Source organism: Bradyrhizobium sp. KZN70725 (assembly GCF_055264925.1).
Genome location: NZ_JBUYWT010000010.1, coordinates 132,518 through 149,879, shown reverse-complemented (window position 1 = coordinate 149,879; position 17,362 = coordinate 132,518). Strand labels below are relative to the sequence as shown.

The 17,362-nt window shown below is 65.5% G+C and carries 14 protein-coding genes; 5 read left to right on the top strand and 9 right to left on the bottom strand.

Translation table 11 applies throughout. The features are described 5' to 3' along the window. Nucleotides 1–19 precede the first annotated feature (19 nt). The 3 genes from ACZBJS_RS12560 to ACZBJS_RS12550 all read right to left on the bottom strand — a co-directional run bounded on the left by ACZBJS_RS12560 (nucleotide 20) and on the right by ACZBJS_RS12550 (nucleotide 2,269). Nucleotides 20–745 carry a hypothetical protein gene (locus tag ACZBJS_RS12560; protein WP_463438751.1) on the bottom strand — a complete coding sequence of 242 codons (726 nt, stop codon included), beginning with the start codon at nucleotides 743–745 and terminating at the stop codon, nucleotides 20–22. 108 nt (nucleotides 746–853) lie between these two features. Further along, entirely contained in the window at nucleotides 854–1,096 is a 243-nt protein-coding gene (locus ACZBJS_RS12555) for a hypothetical protein (protein WP_076825188.1), read from the bottom strand. Between the two features lie 177 nt (nucleotides 1,097–1,273). Next, nucleotides 1,274–2,269 (bottom strand): NAD(P)H-dependent flavin oxidoreductase, encoded by a 996-nt coding sequence (locus ACZBJS_RS12550; protein ID WP_463438750.1) that lies wholly within the window; start codon nucleotides 2,267–2,269, stop codon nucleotides 1,274–1,276. Nucleotides 2,270–2,335: 66 nt separating this feature from the next. On the opposite strand from ACZBJS_RS12550, the gene ACZBJS_RS12545 reads away from it, so the two are divergent. After that, nucleotides 2,336–3,898 (top strand): AMP-binding protein, encoded by a 1,563-nt coding sequence (locus ACZBJS_RS12545; protein WP_057016394.1) that lies wholly within the window; start codon nucleotides 2,336–2,338, stop codon nucleotides 3,896–3,898. A 290-nt stretch (nucleotides 3,899–4,188) separates the two neighbouring features. Here ACZBJS_RS12545 and ACZBJS_RS12540 read toward each other — a convergent pair whose 3' ends face one another. The 6 genes from ACZBJS_RS12540 to ACZBJS_RS12515 form a co-directional block, all read right to left on the bottom strand. Then, nucleotides 4,189–6,315 (bottom strand): ATP-binding protein, encoded by a 2,127-nt coding sequence (locus ACZBJS_RS12540; protein WP_463438749.1) that lies wholly within the window; start codon nucleotides 6,313–6,315, stop codon nucleotides 4,189–4,191. Between the two features lie 374 nt (nucleotides 6,316–6,689). Continuing rightward, the gene (locus ACZBJS_RS12535) at nucleotides 6,690–7,463 is read right to left on the bottom strand and encodes a thioesterase family protein (RefSeq protein WP_463438748.1); all 774 of its coding nucleotides are present in this window, start codon (nucleotides 7,461–7,463) and stop codon (nucleotides 6,690–6,692) included. Nucleotides 7,464–7,587: 124 nt separating this feature from the next. Continuing rightward, nucleotides 7,588–8,559 carry an NAD(P)H-dependent flavin oxidoreductase gene (locus ACZBJS_RS12530; protein ID WP_057016396.1) on the bottom strand — a complete coding sequence of 324 codons (972 nt, stop codon included), beginning with the start codon at nucleotides 8,557–8,559 and terminating at the stop codon, nucleotides 7,588–7,590. 377 nt (nucleotides 8,560–8,936) lie between these two features. Then, on the bottom strand, nucleotides 8,937–9,518 hold the full coding sequence (locus ACZBJS_RS12525; protein WP_253604602.1) for a YqaA family protein: 582 nt from the start codon (nucleotides 9,516–9,518) through the stop codon (nucleotides 8,937–8,939). Nucleotides 9,519–9,587: 69 nt separating this feature from the next. Further along, nucleotides 9,588–9,983: a phosphoribosyl-ATP diphosphatase gene (gene hisE, locus ACZBJS_RS12520; protein ID WP_028342591.1), complete on the bottom strand. Its 396-nt coding sequence runs from the start codon at nucleotides 9,981–9,983 to the stop codon at nucleotides 9,588–9,590. A gap of 118 nt (nucleotides 9,984–10,101) precedes the next feature. Then, nucleotides 10,102–10,536, bottom strand: coding sequence for a hypothetical protein (locus ACZBJS_RS12515; RefSeq protein ID WP_229190265.1), 435 nt, complete (start codon nucleotides 10,534–10,536; stop codon nucleotides 10,102–10,104). A gap of 265 nt (nucleotides 10,537–10,801) precedes the next feature. Between ACZBJS_RS12515 and ACZBJS_RS12510 the strand changes: the two genes are divergently transcribed. The 4 genes from ACZBJS_RS12510 (at nucleotide 10,802) to ACZBJS_RS12495 (ending at nucleotide 17,354) form a co-directional block, all read left to right on the top strand. Continuing rightward, nucleotides 10,802–11,857, top strand: a complete 1,056-nt coding sequence (locus ACZBJS_RS12510) for an ABC transporter substrate-binding protein (RefSeq protein WP_057016434.1) — start codon at nucleotides 10,802–10,804, stop codon at nucleotides 11,855–11,857. 204 nt (nucleotides 11,858–12,061) lie between these two features. After that, on the top strand, nucleotides 12,062–13,840 hold the full coding sequence (locus tag ACZBJS_RS12505; RefSeq protein ID WP_463438747.1) for a glucan ABC transporter ATP-binding protein/ permease: 1,779 nt from the start codon (nucleotides 12,062–12,064) through the stop codon (nucleotides 13,838–13,840). Between the two features lie 203 nt (nucleotides 13,841–14,043). Beyond that, nucleotides 14,044–15,495 (top strand): D-alanyl-D-alanine carboxypeptidase family protein, encoded by a 1,452-nt coding sequence (locus ACZBJS_RS12500; protein ID WP_420888204.1) that lies wholly within the window; start codon nucleotides 14,044–14,046, stop codon nucleotides 15,493–15,495. Between the two features lie 176 nt (nucleotides 15,496–15,671). After that, complete coding sequence (locus ACZBJS_RS12495; RefSeq protein WP_463438746.1) at nucleotides 15,672–17,354, top strand: long-chain fatty acid--CoA ligase; 1,683 nt, start codon at nucleotides 15,672–15,674, stop codon at nucleotides 17,352–17,354. Nucleotides 17,355–17,362: the final 8 nt, after the last annotated feature.

Sequence of the window (17,362 nt, the reverse complement as noted above, 5' to 3'; positions counted from 1 at the left end):
CTTCGGCCGGACCCGCCGCTCAGATCATCGCAGCGACACGTTCCAGGCCAATCAGGCGCGCCAGCGAACGGACCTCGTTCTTCTGATCCTCGCGGAGCTGGAACAGCAGCGGCATCGCCGCCGACTTCAGCTGCTGGACCTCCTCGGAGTCCGGATCGATCGGCATGCTGCCGGATGCGGGATCGCCCTGGCGCTTGGCGTGGATCTTGCGGGCGACGGCGCGCAATGCGGTCTCGACCGCCGGCCAGTAATATTCCTGCGACGACGACAGCTTCAGCCGGTCCTTGATGCCGGCGATCTGGGCGTCGCTCAGCAGCGCGTAGCTCTTCTGCGGCGCCGGCTTGGCCGCAGCCTTGGGCTTCGGCGGCGCCGGGGCGACCGGCACGGGTTCGGCGATCTTCGGCTGAGCCGCATCGACGGGGTCGGTGATCTTCGGCAGGCCGACATCGGTCGGCTCGACGGAGGCATAGGCCTGGCGCACCGTGTCAGTCGCGCCCGGAATCGCGGCTTGGGCCCGTAACAGGAGCGGAGACGGATTGGCGGGAGGCTCAATCGGCTGGGGCGCCTCAAACGCGGCCGCGGCAAGCGTCGAGACGGCGAGCTTGTCCTGCTTGCTGGCACGATTGGCGACCGGTCCAATGTCGGCCTGCGCCGCCGGCAGGCTGTCACGGCCCAAAATGGCTGTTACCGCGGCGCCTGCGAGGAGGAAGCATGTCAGCGCGGCGAGGGTGATGGCTCTGGTCAAAAACTACTCCATTGCCGGCCGGTGTCACCGCAAACTGCGCGCGAAATGCGGCGGTAGCGTGCCGTGACGGCGCCAAATAGGTGAAATTGTCCCGAAACGGCCGGAAAATCAGGCCGCGACGTCAAGCTCATAGGCTTCCTGGATGTCGGCGACGATCTCATGCGCCGTCCAGAGCGCGCCGGGCTGGACCGTGTGCATGCTGACCGTCCAGTTGGTCCGGCGGGTGCGCGGCGTGCTGACAATGTCGAATTCGACCTGACGGCACAGCGGATGCCGCTGCAGGGCGTAAAACACCCGGGTCCGGAGCTCGTCGAGCGATGCCGGGGTCTTGGAGAGCGCCTCAAAGGCCATGTCGCATTCCCACAAACTGCCGGGCGACCAGCCGTGGCGACCCGTGACGCTATTGTTGGGACTGGCATGGTTAATGTCGCGTTAAGCGGATGGGCGGGATTTGAGTGCTGCTATTTCGCGAACCAGCGCGCTTTCGTGCACCGGTTGGCGCGAAGGGAACGCGTCAAAGCAGCGACTCTAGAGCCGCACCCGCGCGCTCGCCGCCTCATACTCCGCGATCGTCTGCGCCACGAGTTCGTCGACGCCGAGCACCCCGGTCACCCCGGAGGTGGAATGACCGCCGCTCCAGATATCGCGCCAGCGTTTGGGGCGGCTTTCGCGGGCGCCGATGTCGATGTCCTTGCCGATGTCGATCGCGCCGCGCGCCGGCAGGTCGTCGGGATCGAGACCGGCGGCCTCGATCGAGGGCCGCAGCATGTTGGTCTGCAAGCCGGTGAACGCCGTTGTGAGCAGGATGTCGTCGGCGGTGGAAGAGACCAGCATCTGCTTGTACCTGCCGTCCGCCATGCTCTCGCGCGTCGCGATGAACTTGGTGCCCATATAGGCGAGGTCGCAGCCGAGCGCCTCTGCGGCGCGGAGCGCGTGGCCGTCGCTGATGCCGCCGGCAAGCACGATCGGTCCATCGAAGAAGCCGCGCACAGCGCGGACGAACACGAACGGATTGAGCCAGCCGGTCTGGCCGCCTGCACCCGCAGTGAGCAGCACGAGCCCGTCGGCGCCGGCTGCTGCCGCGCGCTCGGCATGGCGGATCGAGGCGACATCGGCGAACACCAGCGCGCCGGCATCGTGCAGAGGGCCAAGCACCGGCGCGGGCGAGCCGACCGAGGTGATCACAAGCTCGGGCTTGTGCCGCAGCAGCACGGCGAGATCCTGGGCCAGCCGCGTATTGGAGCGATGCACGATCAGGTTCGGGCAAATCGGCGCGGCTGCTTGGCCGCTTGCATCGGCATGTGCCTGCAGGCGGCGCGCGATGTCGTCGAGCCAGGCATCGAGCTGTTCCGTCTCACGGCAATTCACCGTCGGAAACGAACCGATCACGCCGTTGCGGCAGGCGGCTACCACCAGCTCGACACCGGAGACCAGGAACATCGGTGCTGCAATCAGCGGCAGCCGGAGGCGATTGCGGAAACGCGCAAGAAGATCGGCGGACAAGTTGTTTCTTCCCATCATCATTGTGTTAGCGTTGCCGCCAACATTGGCACGACAAAAGCCAAAGACAAAGGCGGGAGGGACAACGAGATGAGCAATCCGCTCTATGCATTTCCGGCGGTGTGCGAACAGACCTTGCGGGCACTGGCGCGCTATCCATCGCGCACCGCCTTCGCATGGCCGGGCGGCTCGCTCACCTATCAGGGCGCGACCGATCTGATCGGACGAATGCAAAGCGTGTTCATGCGGCTCGGCTTTGCGCCCGGCACCCGCGTCGCGCTGCTCACCGCCAACCGCGCCGACAGCTGGTGCGCCGGCGTCGCCGCGCAATTGTCGCGGCTCGCGATCACCTGGCTGCATCCGCTGGGCTCGCTCGACGACCAGCTGTTCCAGATCGAGGATTCCGAAGCGCAGATGCTGATCGTCGACGGCATCACGTTTCGCGATCGCGGCGGCGAGCTCACGGCGAAGGCGCAGGGCCTGAAGACCGTGTTCACGCTCGGCCCGGCGGATTACGGCGCCGACCTGTTGCAGGTGGCCGGGGACGCCGGCAGCGCAAGCGCGAAGAATTTCGCCCGCGCCGACGACATCTCGACCTTGAACTACACCGGCGGCACGACCGGCAAATCTAAGGGCGCGCTGCGCTATCACCGCGAATATGGCGGCTTCGCCGCCGCGATCCTCGCCGACTTCGAGATCCCGGAGACGCCGCGCTACCTCACGGTGGCCCCGATCAGCCATGTCGCCGGCACCAAGGTGCTGCCCACACTGATGCGCGGCGGCACCGTGCACATGCTGAAAGGGTTCGATCCGGAGGCCGTGTTCACGACCATCGCGCGCGAGAAGATCAACTTCACGCTGTTCGTGCCGACCATGATCTATGTGATGCTGGATCATCCCGCGCTCGACAGGTCCGACCTCTCCTCGCTCGAGCTCCTGCTCTACGGTGCGTCCGCGATGTCGCCGAGCCGGCTGGTCGAGGGTATCGAGCGGATCGGACCGGTGTTCTCCCAGCTTTACGGCCAGACCGAATGCTATCCGGTCTCGGTGCTGCGCAAGGCGGATCATGACCCGAAAACGCCGGACCTGTTCCTGTCCTGCGGCTTCCCGATCGCCGCCTGCCAGGTCAAGATCCTCGATCAGGACGACGAGGAGGTCGCGACCGGCGAGGCCGGCGAGATCTGCGTGCGCGCCACGCATGTGATGGCCGAATACTGGAAACGGCCCGACATCACGGCGGAGACGCTGAAGAGCGGCTGGCTGCACACCGGCGACATCGCGCGCATGGACGAGCGCGGCTACATGTTCATCCTCGACCGCAAGAAGGACATGATCGTCTCCGGCGGCTTCAACATCTTCCCGCGCGAAGTCGAAGACGTCTTGTCGCAACACGCCGACGTCGCGATGGTCGCCGTGGTCGGCGTGCCCGACGACAAATGGGGCGAGGCCGTCACCGCCGTCGTGGTCGCGCGCGAGGGCGCTGTGCCCGACGCCGACGAGCTGATCGGACTGGTGAAGGCGAAGAAGGGCTCGGCGCACGCGCCGAAGCAGATCCAGTTCGTCAAGGAACTGCCGATGACCGGCGTCGGCAAGGTCGACAAGAAGGTGCTGAAGGCGCGCTTCTGGACCGGCCGCGACCGCATGGTGGGGTAGGATGCTCGCACGACGATTGCTGGTCCCGTCATCCTGAGAGGTTGTGACGCTTTTGCTCCGCCGTCATTGCGAGAAGCGAAGCGACGAAGCAATCCATCTCTCCGACCTGCCGGGCTATGGATTGCTTCGCTTCGCTCGCAATGACGCGGATGGAGCTGTGCGCACCGTCACCCTGAGGCGCGAGCGGAGCGAGCCTCGAAGGATGCACGGCCCCGATGTTTCAGCTTGCGCTATCTCCGCTTGCGGCAGCAGCCGGGCCGGCGCCCTTCGAGACGCCGCTTCGCGGCTCCTCAGGGTGACGGGGACAGAGTGGAAGGCGTGGCGAGACTGTCGGCGCTGGCGGCAGCAGCTTGCTGACCGGTGCCCTGCCCGAGCAACTGATCGAGCCGGTCGCGCAGCTGATCCTGGTGGTAGGGCTTGGCCAGCCGCGGCAGGTCGACCTGGGTGCCGTCGGGCAGTTCGGCATAGCCGGTGGCGAGCAGCACCAGAAGCTGCGGCCGCACCTTGCGCGCAACCGCGGCGAGTTCGATGCCGGTCATGCCGGGCATCACGTGATCGGTCATCATCAGGTCGATCTCCTGGTCGCTCCTGAGGATTTCGAGCGCCTGCGGTCCGGAATTGACGCCGATCACGCGGTGACCGAGGTCTTCCAGCATTTCCATGGTGGACATCGCGATCAACGGATCATCGTCAACCAGCAGGATCACCGCCGAGCGCTTGACCGTCTGCGCCGCAGGCGCGGGGCTGTCGACCTCCGGCACCGCCGTTGCGACCGGCAGCACCAGCGCAGCCGTGGTGCCCTTGCCGACCGCGCTCGACAACTCCAGCTCGCCGCCGAGCTGCACGGCGAGTCCATGCACCATCGACAGGCCGAGCCCGGTGCCCTTGCCCACCGGCTTCGACGAGAAGAACGGCTCGATCGCGCGCTTCAGCACGTCCGGCGACATGCCGGTGCCGCTGTCGATCACCGAGAGCTTCAAATAGTCGCCAGGCTGCAGCGCCGGATCATTCTTCGCCTGCCAGGTCGCGAGGCGGATCTCGATCACGCCGCCATCCGGCATCGCGTCGCGCGCATTGATCGCAAGGTTGAGGACCGCAAGCTCAAGCTGGTTGCTGTCGACGCAGGCGAGCGGCAGCCCCTCGGGAATGTCGAGCCGCAACATGATGCGCGGTCCGAGCGAGCGCTCGAGCAGATTGCTCATATCGCGCACCAGCGCGCCGAGATCGACCGGCACCGCGCGCAGATCCTGCTGCCGCGCGAATGCCAGCAGCCGCTGCGTCAACGACGCGCCGCGCTCGGCGCCCTGCAATGCGCCGTCGACCAGCCGACGCAGGCGTGGGTCCTCCGGCAAGCGCTTGCGCAGCAGATCGAGATTGCCCATCACCGCCATCAGCAGATTGTTGAAGTCGTGCGCGACGCCGCCGGTGAGCTGGCCGATCGCCTCCATCTTCTGGGCATGGCGGAGCTGTTCCTGCGCCCGCTCGCGCGCCGCGACCTCCTTCATCAGGTCGGCGGTGCGCTGCTCGACCCGCTGCTCGAGCGTCGCGGTGAGTTCGGCGAGTGCGGTGCGCTCGGCGGCAAGCTGCGCCAGCAATGCCTCGCGCTCGATCTCCGCGGTCTTGCGTGCGCTGATGTCGGAGCAAACGCCGACCAGCGAGCGGATGCCGCCGTCGGGCCGACGCACCGCACGCGCGCGCACGTCAACCCAGTGCTCGGTGCCGTCGGGCCAGATGTTGCGGTATTCGATCTGATAATCCGAGCCGGTGCGCAACGTTTGTTCGACGATCTCGCTCCGGCGCGCGCGGTCGTCGGGATGCACCGCGTCCAGGAGATCCTGATAGGTGAAGGGATCGCCCGGCCTGCGCCCGAAATAGGTCTTGCAGGTCGGCGACGCCTCGAGCTCGAAATCCGGCAGATGAAGCTCGAGCGCGCCGAGATGACCGGCATTGAGCGCGGTCTGCAGCAGACCTTCGCTCTCGGTCAGATCCTCGAGGATCTGACGGGTCTGGTATTGGCGGCGGCGGCCGCGCACCGTCGCGGCGACCAGGCTTACCAGCGTGGTCGGATGAAACGGCCGCTCGATGAAGGTGACATTGCCGAGCGCCCGGCCGAGCCGCGCTGCTTCGGGATTGCGCTCGGGTCCCCCCTTCTCGCTGATCAGCACGATAGGAAAGTCCGACCATGACGGCTGCTCGTTCAGCCAGTGCGTCAGGCCGGCGAGATCGGCGGCCCTGATCACCTCGTCGGCAATGATGGCAAGGCCCGCCCCGCTTGCGATCTGGCGTTCGAGCTCGGCGAGATCACCGCAGATGTTGGCGTAATAGCCGGCTTCCTTGATCACGTGAGCAGTCTTGACGGCGTCCCGCTCGCTCGCGGCGAGGATGACCGCGCGTTCCGAGGACGGACCAGGCTTCATCGCGTCTGTCCCCGCGGCGGCCGGGCGTCGACACCGTCCGGCACGTCACACAACCGCCGGACGGCCATGGCCACGATGCCGGCGGCGGGATCAATACGCATCATGGGACCCCCTAACGGGAGCGAAACTCGCACGTGCGCCCAACCGTTCCCGGGAAGCCGAGTTATTTTTTGCCGCAGGGGCAGCCGGTTGGCGCGGCTCCCGCACCGCGAATCGGTGAAACAACCCCATGCACAGTAGACGTGATCGGTCTTCGCCAGCCCCTGAAACGGGGGAAGGTCGGGATTGGGGTCAGCTGATCCCCACCCGCTTTGCTCTGGCGAGCAAAGCCACCTCCCCTTTTTCGAGGGGAGATGGAAGAAGCGCAGCGCGTCCTAGCGCCGCTCGATGACCAGGCTCTGGACCGCCTGGCCGAAATAGCCGCGCTGATCGGCGAGCCGCGACATTGCAAGCCCGGCGCCGTCGGGCCCGATCCAGGACTGGCCGTCGAGCAGGATCCAGTCGCCGACCGGCTCGCGCGCCAGGCTCACCGAGAGATCAGCGTTGATGAAGGTCCATTGGCTGAAATCGAGCGCCGGCGAGGTGCCGTTGGAGAAGTCCGAGGCAACCACTGCCCGCATCGCCTGCGAGACGGCGGCGCCCGCAATCAGCGGGCGGTCGACGCGGAACCATATCGCGCCAGGTCCCGTCACGCCGAAGCGGCCGCGCGCGGCCCGCATCGAGATGCATTTCACGAACGGACTGTTCGCAAGATTGCCCGGCTCGATCATACTTTCGTCGGGGCCCGGCAGATCAACGGCAAGCCGGGCGATGTCAGGCGGCAATTCGGCCGTCTGTTGCTTGATCTTGAGCACGCTGGCCGAAACCACGAGAACGCCGTCGGCAAGCAGCCTGACGCCGCAGAGCTGGATCTTGCGGCCGTCGCGCAGGATCTCGCTCGAAACCGTCAGCGGCGCCACCGGCACCGGGCGCATCAGGTCGATGGTGACGCGCGCGATCCGCATCGGCACCGGCGTCGGAATGGCTTCGGCCGCCCACACCACCAGCGCTGCCGGTGCGGAGCCGTGCTGCATCCGCGGATCCCACGGACCCGCGGCGTGAGGACTGGTGACGACGCGATCGCCGTCGACGCGAAAGATCGGTTCCATCACAGCATGATCCGGCAAAGTGGGACTCGGTTTTCCCCGCGACAAACGCGAAGCGTTTGCGCGTGGATCATGCTGAAATGAAGAGCTGAAGCGCGATGATGATTCATCATGATCTCATCGCGCTTCAGGCAAGCGCCGGATCGACGGCTTCGTCGTACTCCTTCTTGAACCGGCCAATCAGCTCGGCCGCGGGCACCACCTTGGAGATGCTGCCGACGCCCTGGCCGGAGCCCCAGATCTCTTTCCACGCCTTCGGCTTGGCGCGCTCGCCGGATGCATCGGTGCCGAAGCTCATCTTGGAGGGATCGGAGATCGGCAGGTTTTCCGGATCCATGCCGGCCGCGACGATCGACGGCTTCAAATAATTGCCGTGCACGCCGGTGAACAGGTTGGAGTAGACGATGTCCTCGGCGGACGAATTGGTGATCATGTCCTTATAGCCCTCGACCGCGTTTGCCTCCTTGGTCGCGATGAAGGCGGAGCCGATATAGGCGAAGTCGGCGCCGATGATGCGCGCGGCGCGGATGGCGCGGCCGTTGGAAATGGTGCCCGACAGCGCGATCGGCCCGTCGAACCATTGCCGCGTCTCCGCTACGAACGGGAACGGCGACAGCGTGCCGGCATGACCGCCGGCGCCGGCCGCAACCAGGATCAGGCCGTCGGCGCCCTTCTCGATCGCCTTGTGCGCGAACTTCTGGTTGATCACGTCGTGGAAGACGATGCCGCCCCAGCCGTGGACGGCCTGGTTGAGCTCCTCGCGCGCGCCGAGCGAGGAGATGATCATCGGCACCTTGTGCTTCTCGCAAAGCGCCATGTCGTGATCGAGCCGGTTGTTCGACTTGTGCACGATCTGATTCACCGCGAACGGCGCCGACGGCCGTTCCGGATGCGCCTTGTCATAGGCGGCGAGCTCTTCCTTGATCCGGTACAGCCATTCGTCGAGCAACTCCGGCGGCCGCGCGTTCAACGCCGGAAACGAGCCGACCACACCGGCCTTGCACTGCGCGATAACGAGGTCGGGCACGGAGATGATGAACAGCGGCGCCCCGATCACGGGAAGAGACAGGCGGCCCTTGAACAGAGCAGGCATGGACATTTGAAGCGGATCCTCAAGCGTTGGTCGTTGGTTGATCTCGAATGCTGACCGTCATACCAACAAGGCAATCTTTCCAGTGTCAAGTATTGCGTTTTGGCGCTGCAAAAAAGATGACAAATCCTCATCCTGAAACCGTGTTTTCGCGGGCGCCTGGCATCCCAGACGCAAAGCCTGCCGCCGCTATTGGCAGACGGCCCGTGTCACGAAATTTTCCGTCCTGCAGTCGTTCGGGCCGCGCTCAGCACAATGCGCGCCTTTGCACGCGTAAGCCTGACGAGCGTGAGCCCGGCAGGATCGAGCAGGTCCGCGATTCCATCAGCCATCGCGCTGAGCGTAACCCGAAGCCGCGCGCAGGCAAAGCCGCAAGCGGTCGGTCGCTAGATCAGCTTGAATGCGACAACAAAGCCCAGCACCAGCACGATCGCGCCGATCGCGACCCACAGGCCGAGCCGTTTCTCGAGCTCGGCGCGGATGAAATCGCCATAGCGGTTGAGCAGCACCGCGACGAAGAAGAAGCGGCCGCCGCGCGCGACGATCGAGCACAGGATGAACAGCCAGATGTTGTAGCCAGCAAAGCCCGAAGTGATCGTCACGAGCTTGTAGGGGATCGGCGTCAGTCCCTTCAGCAGGATGATCACGGCGCCCCATTCGGCGTAGGAGGCGCGGAACGCGTCGACCTTGTCGGAGAGGCCGTAGAGATGGATCAGCCACTGCCCGAGCGAGTCGTAGAGCAGTGCGCCGATCGCATAGCCGAGCACGCCGCCGGCAACCGACGCCACCGTGCAGACCGCGGCGAACCACCACGCCCGCTTCGGCCGCGCCAGCGACATTGGCAGCAGCATGATGTCGGGAGGGATCGGGAAGAAGGAGCTCTCAGCGAAGGCGACGGCCGCAAGAATCCACAGCGCATAGGGCCTGTCGGCCGCGTCGACGCACCAGTCGTAAATCCGTTTCAACATGGGCGCGATGAACCATCATGGAGCGGATTTGTCCATGCCGGGATTGAGCTGAATCTGGTTGATTTACGGCTACCGTTTGCGCAGCCGGTTCTCCAGCGCGACAATTCGGCGCCGAACCACCGGGACCGGCGCGGGTTTGGGCAGCTTGACCGGCGACTTCGGCAGCTTCTCGGCGATCCCGAGCAGCCGCTCGCGCCGCTCCATCTCGCGCCAGACATCCTCCGGCTTCACGCCAGCCGACGCCCAGAGAACGGCGAGGTTGTAGAACAGGTCGGCGCTTTCGCGAATGACGGCATCCGACTTGCCGCTGACGGCGTCGATCACGACTTCGATCGCTTCCTCGGCGAGCTTCTTGGCCATCTTGGCCGGGCCGCGCTGGAACAGCCGTGCCGTGCGCGACGTAGCCGGATCAAGATCCTTGGCCGCGATCACCGCCTGGTAAAGCCGCTCGATCGAATCACTCATGCTTCGAGCCTAGTCGAAACGCGTCGCCAGCGTGTTAACGGCGACGACGAAAAAATCCACCGGGCCGCGGCCGGTGGATTGGATGCTTTGTGACAGTTCTGAGAACCGCCGACGGCCGTCAGTACGGCTGATACGGCAGTTGCGACCGCCGCCCGTAATAGCCGCGGTAACCATAGTACGGTCCGCCGCCGTAATAGACCGGGCCGCCACCATAGTAGACGGGACCACCGTAGTAGCCCGGGCCACCATAGTAGCCGTAGGAGTCGTAATAGTCGCGGCGGCTCTGGGCTGCGGCGATCGCGAGGCCCGTGCCGACGATCCCGGCGAACGCAGCCGCAGCCGCTGCGCCACCGCCGCCATAGTAGCGACGGCGGGCACTGATGTCGGTCGCGCCGCTCGTGCCTTGTGACGTCGTCACAGCGGTCGCCTTGCCTGCCGAAGCGGAGCCTGCGAACGCCATCGTCGGCTCGACGGCCGTCAACGTCACTGCAGCAACCGTTGCCAATGTGGCTGCGCGGCCAATGGACGAAAAAACACCTTTTCGCGCAAACATTGCAGTCATCCTTTGTGGAAGCTGGCCCGACGGGCCTTGGTTAGCTAACCCACTGCCTCCAGATTAGGTTCCCCAAACCGAATGCAAGCTGAACGACCTGAGGTGAAAACATGGCAAGCCGAAGCCTGGCAGTCATCGACCGTTCACCTTGCCTGGGGCAAAATGCCTGCAAATAACGCTTGAAATTGACGCTTGCTCTGGCGCATTCGATGTCATGAAGCAGGCGCGCCGGCGCGGCACTTTGTCTCGCCTCCCGGATGTCATGATGCAGGTAAGTCGGACCACCGTTCTCCGCTGGATGCTGGCCGGCATGATCGGCCTCGCAGGAGGCGTGTGGCCGGCGCTGACGCCGCTGCGCGCCAGCGATCCGCCGCCGCCGCTCACCATCCAGTTCACGCTCGACCGTCCGCTTGATGCCGCCGCAGCGCCATTTGTGATGGCGTTATCCGGCGGCCTGTTCAGCGCCGAGGGCCTCAGCGTCGGCACCAACGTCGCGACCAGCTCGGCGGATGCCATCGCGCGCGTCGCCGACGGCTCGAGCGATTTCGCCCTCGTCGACATCAACTCGCTGATCCGCTTTCGCGACGAGCCCGGTGCTGCGCCCGTCAAGGCGGTGTTCGTGCTGTTCAACCAGGCGCCTTATGCGATCATCGCGCGCAAGAGCCGCGGCATCAGGACGCTGACCGACATGCAGGGCAAGAGCCTCGGCGTCGCCGAGGGCGACCTCTCGATCCGGCTATGGCCCGCGGTCGCGAAGCAGAACGGCATCAAGCTGTCGAGCGTGAAGCAGAGCACGATCAGCGCCGCGGTGCGCGAGCCGATGCTCTCCGCCGGCCAGGTCGATGCCGTCACCGGCTTCTCCTATCTCTCGGCGATCAATTTGCGCGATCGCGGCGTGCCCGCCGACGATCTCGCGGTGCTGCGCTTCGCCGACTATGGCTGCGAGGCCTACGGCTTTGCCGTGATCGTCAGCCCGCGCCTTGCCGCCGCGAAGCCGGATGCGGTGAAAGGATTCGTGCGCGCGGCAATCCGCGGCACCAACCTCGCGATCAAGGATCCGGCCCGCGCCGCCGGCGAGGTCGCGAGCCGCATGGATGGCGGCTCGCGCGATCTGGAGCTGGAGCGGCTGAACGCCATCATCCGCGACAACATCCTGACCAGCGAGGTGAAGCGCGACGGCATCGGCGGCATCGAAGCGGAGCGCTTCGAGCGCTCGGTCGACCAGCTCGCGGAGGACTTCAAATTCCAGAAGCGGCCGCACGCCGCCGACATCTTCGACGAGGCTTTCCTGCCGCCGATCGACGGCCGGCTGGTGAATTGACGGCTCCGCTCTGCTCGTCATGCCCGGGCTTGACCCGGGCATCCACGTCTTCGATGACCGCCTGCAAGAAAGGCGTGGATGGCCGGGTCAAGCCCGGCCATGACGGAGTGCGATGCACCGCCGGCCGCTGGCCCTGCATCGCGAACCCTGATTAAATTGCATTCTCGCCTGATCGGGCGCCCACCGCTGACGAGTGCCGCCGGCATGTCCATGCTTCGCCTCTATACCCGCGTCCTCGAACTGCTCGGCAAGGAGGCGCGGCTCGGCTGGATCCTGGCCATCGCCAACGTGCTACTCGCCGGCGCGCAATTCGCCGAGCCGGTGCTGTTCGGCAAGATCGTCGACGTGCTGTCGGGCCGGCCGGTCACCGGGCTGTTCGCGACCTCCTCGGCATGGCCGCTGCTCGTCGCCTGGGCGGTGTTCGGCCTGTTCACGATCGGCTGCAGCGCGATCGTGGCGCTGCAGGCCGACCGGCTGGCGCACCGCCAGCGCCAGGCGGTGCTGACCGATTATTTCGAGCACATCCTGCAGCTGCCGCTGACCTTCCATTCCGGCACCCATTCCGGGCGGCTGATGAAGGTGATGCTGAACGGCACCGACGCGCTGTGGCGGCTCTGGCTCGGCTTCTTCCGCGAGCATTTCGCCGCGATCATGTCGCTGATCGTGCTGCTACCGCTTTCGCTCTACATCAACTGGCGGCTGGCGATCCTGCTGTTCGGGCTCTGCGTCGTGTTCACCGTGCTGACCACGCTGGTGGTGCGCAAGACCTACGGCATGCAGAGCGAGGTCGAGGCCTATTACAGCGACCTCTCGGCACGCGCCTCGGACGCGCTCGGCAATGTCGCGCTGGTGCAGAGCTTCGTGCGGATCGATTCCGAGGTGCAGGGCCTGCGCTACGTCGCCGACAAGCTGCTCGCGGTGCAGATGCCGGTGCTGTCATGGTGGGCGCTGGTCACCGTGATCACACGCGCCTCGACCACGATCACGGTGCTCGCGATCTTCACCGTCGGCATCGCGCTGCATAACCAGGACCTCACCACGGTCGGCGAGATCGTGATGTTCGTCTCGTTCGCCACCATGCTGATCCAGAAGCTCGAGCAGGTGGTCAGCTTCATCAACAACGTGTTCATGGAAGCGCCGCGCCTGCAGGAGTTCTTCGACGTGCTCGATGCGGTGCCGGCGGTGCGCGACCGGCCCGGCGCGGTCGATCCCGGACGGCTGTCCGGCCTCGTCGAGTTCGACGACGTCTCATTCTCCTATGACGGCAAGCGGCCGGCGATCGAGGATCTCAGCTTCACCGCCTTGCCGGGCCAGACCATCGCGCTGGTCGGCTCGACCGGCGCCGGCAAATCCACCGCGATCGCGCTGCTGCATCGCGCGTTCGATCCGCAATCGGGCATCATCAGGATCGACGGTATGGACATACGCGCGCTGAAGCTGACGGCGCTGCGGCGAAACATCGGCGTGGTGTTCCAGGAGGCGCTGCTGTTCAACCGCTCGCTCGCCGACAATCTGCGCGTCGGCAAGCCCGACGCCACCGATGAGGAGATGCGCACCGCCGCGGCGCGCGCGCAGGCGCTGGATTTCATCGAGCGCAGCGAAAAGAAGTTCGATACCCATGCCGGCGAACGCGGCCGCATGCTGTCCGGCGGCGAACGCCAGCGGCTGTCGATCGCGCGTGCGCTGCTGAAGGATCCGCCGATCCTGATCCTCGACGAGGCCACCAGCGCCCTCGACGCCGTCACCGAGGCCAAGGTGAATGCCGCTCTCGACGAAGTGATGAAGGGCCGTACGACCTTCGTGATCGCGCACCGCCTGTCCACCATCCGCCACGCCACCCGCATCCTGCTGTTCGACCAGGGACGGGTGATCGAAAGCGGAACTTTCGATGAACTGGTGGCGAAAGGTGGGCGTTTTGCCGAACTGGCGCGGGCCCAGTTCATGGTCCAGGAACAGGCGCGCGCCGGCATCGAGACACCATAATTCCCGCCTTTCCAATTGAGGCGGCTGCCGAAATTCAGCCGATTTCGTCCACGATATAATTCCCCAGCCTCTGTTCTCTGCTGGCAAGCCGGTATAGGGTTTGCATCGCCGCAATGCGGCGCCGGACACGCTTGAAACCCGTACGTCACAATCGCAAGACCTCCTTTTTTCAAGGCGGGTCTCAAAGGACCGGAACCGGATTCGTGCACCTTCCTCGCCCGTCATTGAAATGGATTCTGGCCGTCGCGATGCTCGCCATCGCCGCGCCGCAAATGGCGCAAGCCGAGGCACTGCTGGTTGTCGAGGCCGATTCCGGCAAGGTGCTGCAGGCCGACAATGCGACGATGCCGTGGTACCCGGCTTCGCTCAGCAAGATGATGACGGCCTATGTGACGCTGAAGGCGGTCAAGGACGGCCGCGTCTCGCTCGACACGCTGCTCACGGTGTCGCCGACCGCGTCGTCGCAGTCGCCCTCGAAGATGGGCTTCCGGCCCGGCACCCAGGTCACCGTCGACAACGCGCTGAAGATGATGCTGGTGAAGTCGGCCAACGACATGGCCGTGGTGCTGGCCGAGGGCATCGGCGGTTCGATCGACGGCTTTGCCGGGATGATGAACCAGACCGCGCAAAGGCTCGGCATGACGCAAACGAGCTACGTCAATCCGAACGGCCTGCCCGCCGACGGCCAGATCACCTCGGCGCGCGACATGGCGATCCTCGCCCGCGCCATCATCCGCGACCTGCCGGAATACGAGTATTTCGTCCACATCCCGTCGATCCGCTTCGGCCGCCGCATCACCCAGAACTTCAACAAGCTGATCGGCCGCTATCCCGGCGCCGACGGCTTCAAGACCGGCTTCATCTGCGCCTCCGGCTACAATCTCGTGGCGTCGGCGACGCGTGACGGCAAGCGGCTGATCGCCGTGGTGCTCGGCGCCTCCTCGGGCCGCATGCGCGCGATCCGCGCCGCGCAGCTCCTGGACCGCGGCTTTGCCAACAATGGGATGGCGTGGCTGCGGCCCTCGCTCGGCACCGTCGACAATCTGGTGCCGATCGATTCCACGCCGCCGAACCTGCGCGAGGAGATGTGCGGTCCCAAGCACAAGCGGCCCGCCAGCGACGAGGACGCCGAAGACACCGTCGCCAGCGCCGGAAGCTCCAGCACCAATGGCGACGGCGGCGTCAGCTTCTTCGCCTCGGGCCTGCAGGCTGCGATGCCGACCAAGCCGGCTGACATGCTGGCGCAGCCCGCCGCGGCCTCCGAGCCGGTCGTGGTTTATACGGGGCCGACCAAGACCGGTGCTGCGTTGATCGCCGCGGTCGAGGCCGACACCGAGAAGATGCAGCCGGTCAAACGCGCCAAGGGCAAGCACAGCCGCGTCGCGGGCAAGAAGCCCGATGCGGCCGATGACGCGAAGGCCGACACCAAGGGTGCCTCCAAGTCGGACAGCAAGCCGGCGGCGGCCAAGCCCGCGCGTCACGCCAACGCCAAGCCGGATGCCGCAGCTGCGAAGACGGCCGCGGCGGACAAGCCCGCCGCCGCAAAGCCGGCCGGCAAGCCGGCGGCGGCAAAGCCGGCCGCCAAGCCCAAGACTGCGGCCGACAAACCCAAGGCTGCCGACAAGCCGAAAGCCGACGCCAAGCCGGCCGGCTAGCACAGCACCCGCCCGTCATTTCCGACCGTCATTTTCTCCAATGCGTCGATAACGCGCAGCGGCTTGCCATTGGCCGCGGCATCGCTCAATACTGACTGAAATAACGCGGCCAAAGGTCGGAAAACCCGGAAGCAATCCGGGACATCAGCCAAATTTGAGAGAGGGGATTGACCATCATGGAGCGCATCTGGCTCAAGCATTATCCGGCCGGCGTGCCCGCGGATATCGACGTCACGCAATATTCGTCGCTGGTCGAATTGCTGGAAGAAAGCTTCAAGAAATTCGCCGATCGCAAGGCGTTCATCTGCATGGACAAGGCGATCACCTATCGCGAGCTCGACGAGATGTCGACGGCGCTCGGCGCCTACCTGCAGAGCAAGGGCCTGCAGAAGGGCGCGCGGGTCGCGCTGATGATGCCGAACGTGCTGCAATATCCGATCGCGACCGCCGCCGTGCTCCGCGCCGGCTTTGCCGTGGTCAACGTCAATCCGCTCTACACCCCGCGCGAACTCGAGCACCAGCTCAAGGATTCCGGCGCCGAGGCGATCATCGTGCTGGAGAACTTTGCCACCACCGTGCAGAAGGTGCTTCCCAATACCGCGGTCAAGCACGTGATCGTCGGCAGCATGGGCGACCTGCTCGGCCTCAAGGGCGTGATCGTCAATCTGGTGGTGCGCCGGGTGAAGAAGATGGTGCCGGCCTGGTCGATCCCCGGCGCCGTCGGCTTCAACGAGGCGCTGTCAGCCGGCCGCGCCGCCAAGCTCAACAAACCGACGCTGACGCTCGATGACGTCGCCTTCCTGCAATATACCGGCGGCACCACCGGCGTCTCCAAGGGCGCGACCCTGCTCCACCGCAACATCCTGGCCAACGTGTTGCAGAACGACGCCTGGCTGCAGCCGGCGCTGGCGAAGCCGCCGATCGTCGAACAGATGGTCATCGTCTGCGCGCTGCCGCTCTATCACGTCTTCGCGCTCACCGCCTGCTATCTGCTGGGCATGCGGGCCGGCGGCACCAATCTGCTGATTCCGAATCCGCGCGACATGGCGGGCTTCGTCAAGGAGCTGTCGAAGTACCAGGTCAGCTTCTTCCCGGCGGTCAACACCCTCTACAATGGCCTGCTGAACACGCCCGGATTCGACAAGCTCGACTTCTCCAAGCTGAAGATCGCCAACGGCGGCGGCATGGCGACGCAAAGGCCGGTCGCCGAGAAATGGTTGAAGGTCACGGGCATCTCGTTGTCGGAAGGCTATGGCCTGTCGGAGACGTCGCCGACCCTGACGTGCAATCCTGCCACGATCGAGGAGTTCTCCGGGACGATCGGCCTTCCCGTCCCCTCGACCTGGCTCTCGATCCGCGACGATGACGGCAATGAGTTGCCGATCGGCGAGGCCGGCGAAATCTGCGCCAAGGGCCCGCAGGTGATGGCGGGCTACTGGAACAGGCCGGACGAGACCGCGCGCGTGATGACGGCGGACGGTTATTTCCGCACCGGCGACATCGGCGTGATGGACGAGAAGGGCTACACCAAGATCGTCGATCGCAAGAAGGACATGATCCTGGTCTCCGGCTTCAACGTCTATCCGAACGAGATCGAGGAAGTGATCGCAAGCCACCCGGGCGTGCTCGAATGCGCCGTGATCGGCGTGCCCGACGCGAAGTCCGGCGAAGCGGTGAAGGCCTTCGTGGTCAAGAAGGACCCGAACATCACCGCCGAGGACCTCATCAAGTTCAGCGCCACCCAGCTCACCGCCTACAAGGTGCCGAAGCAGATCGAGTTCAGGACCGACCTGCCGAAGACCAATGTCGGCAAGATCCTGCGCCGCGAGTTGCGCGACGAGAAGAAGGCCGCGGCCTAAGGCCTGAG